The organism is Sulfurovum sp., from assembly GCA_026990595.1.
Lineage (GTDB): Bacteria > Campylobacterota > Campylobacteria > Campylobacterales > Sulfurovaceae > Sulfurovum.
In genome coordinates this window covers 1-6500 of the sequence record JALXCZ010000023.1, presented here as the reverse complement: position 1 = coordinate 6500, position 6500 = coordinate 1, and the positions used below count along the sequence as shown (strand labels likewise).

The window sequence follows — 6500 nt, the reverse complement described above, 5'->3', positions numbered from 1 at the left end:
GTAGACATCACGTACCTATCATAGCTTTGACCGCCAATGCTTTACATGGAGACAGAGAGAAATATATAGAAGCAGGCATGGACAACTATGCTTCAAAACCTATTGATCTTGATGATATACGACGATTGATAGGAGAGTACTTCCCTTACAAGATCCTTGAAACAGATAAAGATCAAACTGTTGAAGAAAAGAAAATAGAAAAAAACAGTGAAGAAGAAGCTGTAGAAAAACTATTTGTAATTTCTAATGATGAGAGTAAAGAAGAGGACATAAAGATAGATGATGCTGTGGATACAGTTCCCGGCATTACTTCGGATATACTGCTTTACAAAGCAACACCATTGGCAGCACATGTTTATGTATCAATTTTTGATAATCTGGGATATTCTGTAGAGATCGCAACAAATGAAAATATATTCATGGATAAACTGGAAATTGGACATTACCGCTACGTGCTTTTTGATGCGGAGCCTTTTGCACAGATGCCGTGTCTCATAGTAGATCTTATTAAAGACAGAGATGCAGTACCGTTTGTTTTTGCTTCAGATCAAAACAGTAAAGATATTTGTTGTGACTCTTTGAGTATGCAGCCGACAGTCGAAGAGCTGAAAAGTAAACTCAGTATATGATCCTGGAGAGATAGAGTCCTTGAGGCGGAGCAAGTTTTGTAATATGTTTCTTCTGGCATATTAACTGTTCTTGGAGTTGCCCCAATGTAAGCTCTCCTTTGGCACAGAGCATGGCAGTTTCTACCATCATTCTTACTTGTGAACGTAAAAAACCGTTGGCTTGAAAATAAATCATGTGATAGCTGTTAACCTTCTTGTATGTTGTCTGATAGATCGTTCTTATCGTAGTATGGGTGAGTGTACCGGTCTTGTGAAAACAGTTGAAATCATGCTCTCCTTCAAAAGAATGAAGTGCATGAAGTAAAAGATCTTTCTTGAATTCAGGATAATAAGCAATATAGTTGGATTCAAATACAGAAGGCTTTTTTGTTTTGAAAACATAACGGTAGACTCTTTTTCTTGCTGAAAATCTGGCATGAAAATCATTTGGAACGATGGAAATATGTTTGAATTGTATCTCTTTTAATTTTCTATTGAGGTTTACTTTTAATTTTTCAGGATCTGTCCAAAAATGTGGTAGATCAAAGTGTATGACCTGCCCTGTAGCATGTACTCCTGCATCAGTCCTGCCGCTTCCGACAACAGCAGAATGTATCTGTAGAGAATGCAATGCCTCTTCTATGGCATGTGTCACAGTTTGGGGTGTGCTTGTCTGTTTCTGAAACCCAAAGAAACAGCTTCCGTCATAGGCGATAACCGCTTTAACTCTTAGAGACTTTTCCTGCATTTAAAAATACTTTGCCACACGTCTCTTGAAAAGCCATTTTCCCAGAAGGAGTGTGGCTACTATAGTAATGCCGAGAATAGTGAAGTTCCCCCATTTTTCCAAAGAAGAGGCTATCATATAAAGCAGAAGTGTCGTAAGGAAAATGACAATGAAAGAACGATTGGCTTGATAGCGTGGATTGATCATTGTAAAAGAGGCTACAAGATAAACAGAAAGCAGAGGTATGAGACTGACAAAGATAAAAAACAGTACACGGTGCATCATCTTTTCATCAGTTTTTGCTTTACTCCAATAGGCAATAATGTCTTCAAAGTGAAAATCTTTTTTTCTGCTGCTGTCATAGACTTCCAATGTTTTATATTTGGCTTGTTGGAGTTTGGTATCTGAATAAGTGTATCCGTAACCGTCATTCAGTAAAAGAGAGGTAGCCCCGTTCTTTTTATTGAGTTCTCCTTTTTTTGAAGAGAAAAACTGTTCTTCATTTTTACGGGTGCGGTTATAGATAACGATATTATGGAACTTTCCTGCTTTCTTCTCTTTGACATAAATATAATAATCTCCGAATTTTTGACCTAATTTCCCCGGTACAATGTTTAGTTTTGCTTCAGATTTTTTAGACTCTTTGAACGATTTGTAGAACTGTTTGCTCAGAGGCATACCTAAAAAAGAGATGGAGGCTAAAAGCAAAGAAAAGAGAATACCGAGAATAAGCAGTCCTCTGAGTATTTTACTGGCTTTGAGACCCAATGCATAGAGTGCGATCAGTTCATTGTCTGTAGAGAGTTTGATCAATACATTTGCCAGAGCTGCGATAAAAGAGAGAGGCAGTGTATAGAAGATAATATCCGGAATAGAGTAGCTGTAAAGTTTTAGCAATTCTAGAAAGCTTATCTGTATTTTAGCGGTAAGTGAAGATATTTTTACAAGATATACAAGCGAAATAATGAGAAAAAAAGGCAGGAATATCGTCAGAAAGGCTTTGGTGAAATTTGACGAGATATACCCTCTTGCATTAACCATAGATGATCTTCTCCAGCAGCTGTGTTGCCTGAGTGTCGTAAAGATACACGATAAATGTGGCTAATGCAAGGAATGGAACAAAAGGAACGCCTTTGTCTCTGTAGAGCATTGCCGGAACCATAGCCAGCAGGGCAGAGAGAAAAATAGCTACAAAAAAGTTTGGAAAGCCAAGCAGCGCACCCATAGTACCTGCTACGATCACGTCTGCACCTCCCATAGCCTCCCTTCGTGCAAGCAAGGAAGAGAGTAGTCCTATCAGATAAAGTCCCCCTGCCGCGATCGCTGCATAGAGGAGAGCATCAAGAAAGTTTGGCTGTACCAGTGCAAAGAGAAGAGCGGTAAAATTGACATTGTCCGGTACCGCCATATATTTGAAATCTATCATCACCAGGGCAAAAAGTGCAGCAAATGATGCAGCAACAAAAGGAAGATACCAGACCAGTCCAAGTTTGAAGTAAAGTGCTGTAAAAATAATACCGGTGAGAAATTCAACGATAGGGTATTGTTTTGCAATGGGTTCTTTACAGAAAGCACATTTCCCACCAAGAAAGAGCCATGAAAAGATGGGTATATTGTGGTACCACTTTAGAGGTGTTTGACAGCTTTGACATTTGGATGCAGGGAAAGCAATGCTTTCACCTTTTGGAATGCGGTAGATCACGACATTCAAAAAAGAACCTATCATGATCCCGAAAATAAATACTACGATCGCTACAAAACTTGTTTCTATCATTTTATACCCCTCCAAAACGTCTGATACGCTGTGTGTAATTTTCTATGATCTCATTTAATTCTCTAGCATTGAAGTCAGGCCAGAGTGTAGGTGTAAAATAGAGTTCACTGTAACTTAACTGCCAGAGTAGGAAATTTGAGATACGCTCTTCACCGCTTGTGCGTATCAGTAGGTCTATGTCGCTGTAGGGTGTCTGTAGTGCTAGCGAAATATCTTTTTCAGTCACGCTCTTTTTCCCTTCAGAAATAAGCTTGTTCACTGCAGCGGTGATCTCAGCACGTCCCCCATAATTTAAAGCGAGTAATTGGATCAGATTGCTGTTTTCTTTAGTAAGTTCCTGTGTTTTCAAAATACGTTTTTGCAATGCATGTGAGAAGCGTGTCAGATCACCGATCGCCTGAAAACGGATACCATATGCTTGATAGGTATCTAATTCCTCTTTTAAGTACCTGTCAAGCATTTTCATGAGGAATTCTACTTCAAGTTTTGGACGTTTCCAGTTTTCTGTACTGAATGCGTAGAATGTTGCTGTCTCAATCGTAGGGTGTTTTGCACAATACGTGGTAATGTCACGGATGACCTCTGCGCCTTTTTCATGTCCTTTGGTACGTTTGAGCCCGTGTTGTTTTGCCCACCTTCCGTTACCGTCCATAATGATTGCAAGGTTTTTTAGAGGCGTATCAGTCATCTAAAAGAGCCTTGGCATGGGTGAGAATATTCTCTGCCAGTGTGAACTTGTCTGCACGTCCCAATATGACTTGATCCTCTTGGGTAATAAAGGTGATCTCATTTTCATTACCGCCAAAGCTTGTGGCATCTTTGAGCAGGTTGTAGCAGACAGCATCTACTCTTTTTTGTGTTAAAAGGTTCACAGCATTGTTTAGACCTTCTTCGTTGTCCATCTCCGCCTTGAAAGCAATGGTTTTTAAGCCTTCTTTGTTGATATTTGAGAGAATATCGGTGGTCTGCTTGAGCTCTATCTGCCACTGCTCTCCCAGCATGGATTTTTTGAGTTTTCCCTGCTGTGGGAATTTTGGCGTAAAGTCTGCTACGGCACCTACCATAAAGAGGTAGGGCTCTTTTTGGATGAGGTATGGTGCATCAGAGCTGTTCATAGAAGTTTTGCTCATCTTTCCTTTTTTGGCAACACGAATGGCATCTACTGTGTACTCGAACATCTCTTTTGCGTCTTCCACATCAATTGTGTAGAGACTTTGTGGTAATCCCTCATTTCCCATGGTAGTGATGTAGCAGACATCTGCACCTTTGAGATAGAGTTGCAGGCAAAGTGCTTTTGCCATTTTTCCCGAAGAGAAGTTGCTGATGTAGCGTACTTCATCTATTTTCTCTCTGGTGCCTCCACCAGTAACGACCACACGTCTGTCCTCCCAGAATGCCTCTTTTAAAACTGCTTTTGCTGTTTCAAAGAAGATCTCGGTTGGTTCAGCCAAAGCACCGGTTCCCACATCGCCGCAGGCCAAAAGCTTATTCTGAGGCTCAATGATCGTATAATCATTCACCCCTAACATTTTTAGTGAACCTGTGGTGTAATGATTTTGAAGCATTTGTGTATTGGCAGCAGGTGCAACCAGCATAGGTCCTGCATAAGCGAGTGCTGTTTGTGTCAGGATATTGTCAGCAATACCTTTGCTCAGTTTGTTCAGTGTATTTGCAGTAGCGGGAGCAACGACAAAAGCATCACACTTTTTACCGATATCAATGTGATTCAGCTCCGAGCTCCAACACTCACTTTTTTCTGTAAGTACAGGATGTCTGGTAAGTGCCTCAAATGTCAAGGCAGAGACAAAACGTTCACTGCTTGGAGTCATAACCACATGCACCTTGGCACCCGCCTTGACAAAAAGACGTGCCAGATCACAGGCTTTATAGGCTGAGATACTTCCAGTGATTCCCAATAAAATAGTTTTTCCGTTTAAATTCACCTGCATATTATTTCTCTCCGAAAAATTTATAGAAAAAGTCCTTCACGGTCCGCATCTGTGTTCTGGAAATAGCAAGATTCCCTTTTGAGACATCTTTATTGACGGTGGTTCCAGCTGCTATCAAGACATCATCCTCTATGTTTACCGGAGCGACCAGTTGTGTATCACTTCCTACAAATACATTTTTACCGATCGTGGTCTTGTATTTGGTCTTACCGTCATAATTACAGGTGATCACCCCTGCACCGAGATTTGTTCCCTCATCTATGATTGCATCACCGATGTATGCCAGATGTCCAGCTTTGACTCCGTTAAGGGTGGATTTTTTCACCTCTACAAAATTTCCGACATGGGTATTGATAAGTTTACTTTGAGGTCTAATTCGCCCAATGGGTCCCACACTGGAGTTCTCTATATGTGAGTCTTCTATGATGGAATGTGTTTTGATATGTGAAGTAATAATGTGGCTGCTGCCCTGAATACTCACACCGTTCTCCAGTATACATTCGCCCTCGAAAGTAGCTCTGGAATCAATGTAAATGGTTTCAGGCAGACGCATACTCACACCGTCTTTCATCCACTTCTGCCTGATGCGTTTTTGCATAATCTCTTCAGCGTGTGCAAGATCAAGTTTTGAGTTGACCCCTTTGAACTCCTCTTCCTGTACCATCACAGGATGTACTGTTTTGTCTTCATCCACAGCCATTTTAATGATGTCTGTCAGATAATATTCTGCCTGGGCATTGTCGTTAGAGAGTAGAGGAATATATTTCTCCAACAACTCTTTTTTTACGCAGTAGACACCGGCATTGACTGTCTGTATCTCTTTTTGGGCAGGGATACAGTCTTTCTCTTCCACTATTTCATGTACCTTTCCGTTGAGTATCACTACCCGTCCGTATCCGCTTGGATCATCCAGATGAATGACTGACATATTAATATCAGCATCTCCTTCCATCAGTGCATGCAGGGAGTCGGTTGTTACTAAAGGCATATCTCCGTTAAGTATCAGTGCTTTGGAATGTCTTACTTTCACACCTTTCATTGCACCGCCTGTACCGGGATACTTCATTGCATCTTGCATATGAAACTGGATCCCTTCATACACTTCTTCTATCTCTTTTTGAATACGCTCTGCCTGATGGTAGAGTACGACTGTAATATCATCAGAGACATCTTTTGCGGCATCTATGGCATGGAACAGCATGGATTTTCCGGATATTTCATGCAGCACTTTAGGCGTAGATGATTTCATTCTTGTACCTTGACCTGCTGCAAGGATGACGACACTTATGGACATTTTTGTTCCCTTTACGATAAAATACGAAAAATTATTTAATTATTGCGATTATACCTAATTGTAATTAAAGGCATAAATTTGAATTGTAAACATTTTGGATCCTGCGGCTCATGCAGTTTGTATGAAATGAATTATAGTGAGCAGTTGG

7 protein-coding genes are annotated in these 6500 nt (G+C 40.6%); 1 reads left to right on the top strand and 6 read right to left on the bottom strand.

Annotation, left to right across the window (positions count from 1 at the left end):
- Positions 1-629, top strand: a 629-nt coding sequence (locus MVE01_RS05390) for a response regulator (protein WP_472561151.1), incomplete at its 5' end; no start/stop codon positions are given.
- Here the strand turns inward: MVE01_RS05390 and truA are convergent.
- From truA to glmU, 6 genes are read right to left on the bottom strand one after another with little or no spacing between them, the layout of a single operon-like run.
- On the bottom strand, positions 619-1356 hold the full coding sequence (gene truA / locus MVE01_RS05385) for a tRNA pseudouridine(38-40) synthase TruA (RefSeq protein WP_472561150.1): 738 nt from the start codon (positions 1354-1356) through the stop codon (positions 619-621). The genes MVE01_RS05390 and truA overlap by 11 nt on opposite strands.
- Positions 1357-2376: an LptF/LptG family permease gene (locus tag MVE01_RS05380; protein WP_472561149.1), complete on the bottom strand. Its 1020-nt coding sequence runs from the start codon at positions 2374-2376 to the stop codon at positions 1357-1359.
- Positions 2369-3109, bottom strand: coding sequence for a prepilin peptidase (locus tag MVE01_RS05375; RefSeq protein WP_472561148.1), 741 nt, complete (start codon positions 3107-3109; stop codon positions 2369-2371). Before MVE01_RS05375 ends, MVE01_RS05380 begins: the two co-directional genes overlap by 8 nt.
- Position 3110: 1 nt before the next feature.
- Positions 3111-3797, bottom strand: a complete 687-nt coding sequence (uppS, locus tag MVE01_RS05370) for a polyprenyl diphosphate synthase (RefSeq protein ID WP_472561147.1) — start codon at positions 3795-3797, stop codon at positions 3111-3113.
- Positions 3790-5058, bottom strand: coding sequence for a bifunctional phosphopantothenoylcysteine decarboxylase/phosphopantothenate--cysteine ligase CoaBC (coaBC, locus tag MVE01_RS05365; protein WP_472561146.1), 1269 nt, complete (start codon positions 5056-5058; stop codon positions 3790-3792). The genes uppS and coaBC overlap by 8 nt, the downstream gene beginning before the upstream one ends.
- Position 5059: 1 nt before the next feature.
- Entirely contained in the window at positions 5060-6352 is a 1293-nt protein-coding gene (glmU, locus tag MVE01_RS05360; RefSeq protein WP_472561145.1) for a bifunctional UDP-N-acetylglucosamine diphosphorylase/glucosamine-1-phosphate N-acetyltransferase GlmU, read from the bottom strand.
- Between the last annotated feature and the right edge of the window lie 148 nt (positions 6353-6500).

Bases quoted from the DNA above. Each gene is read 5' to 3' on its own strand.
- truA (WP_472561150.1), bottom strand. From the start codon at position 1,356: ATGCAGGAAAAGTCTCTAAGAGTTAAAGCGGTTATCGCCTATGACGGA.
- MVE01_RS05380 (WP_472561149.1), bottom strand. From the start codon at position 2,376: ATGGTTAATGCAAGAGGGTATATCTCGTCAAATTTCACCAAAGCCTTT.
- MVE01_RS05375 (WP_472561148.1), bottom strand. From the start codon at position 3,109: ATGATAGAAACAAGTTTTGTAGCGATCGTAGTATTTATTTTCGGGATC.
- uppS (WP_472561147.1), bottom strand. From the start codon at position 3,797: ATGACTGATACGCCTCTAAAAAACCTTGCAATCATTATGGACGGTAAC.
- coaBC (WP_472561146.1), bottom strand. From the start codon at position 5,058: ATGCAGGTGAATTTAAACGGAAAAACTATTTTATTGGGAATCACTGGA.
- glmU (WP_472561145.1), bottom strand. From the start codon at position 6,352: ATGTCCATAAGTGTCGTCATCCTTGCAGCAGGTCAAGGTACAAGAATG.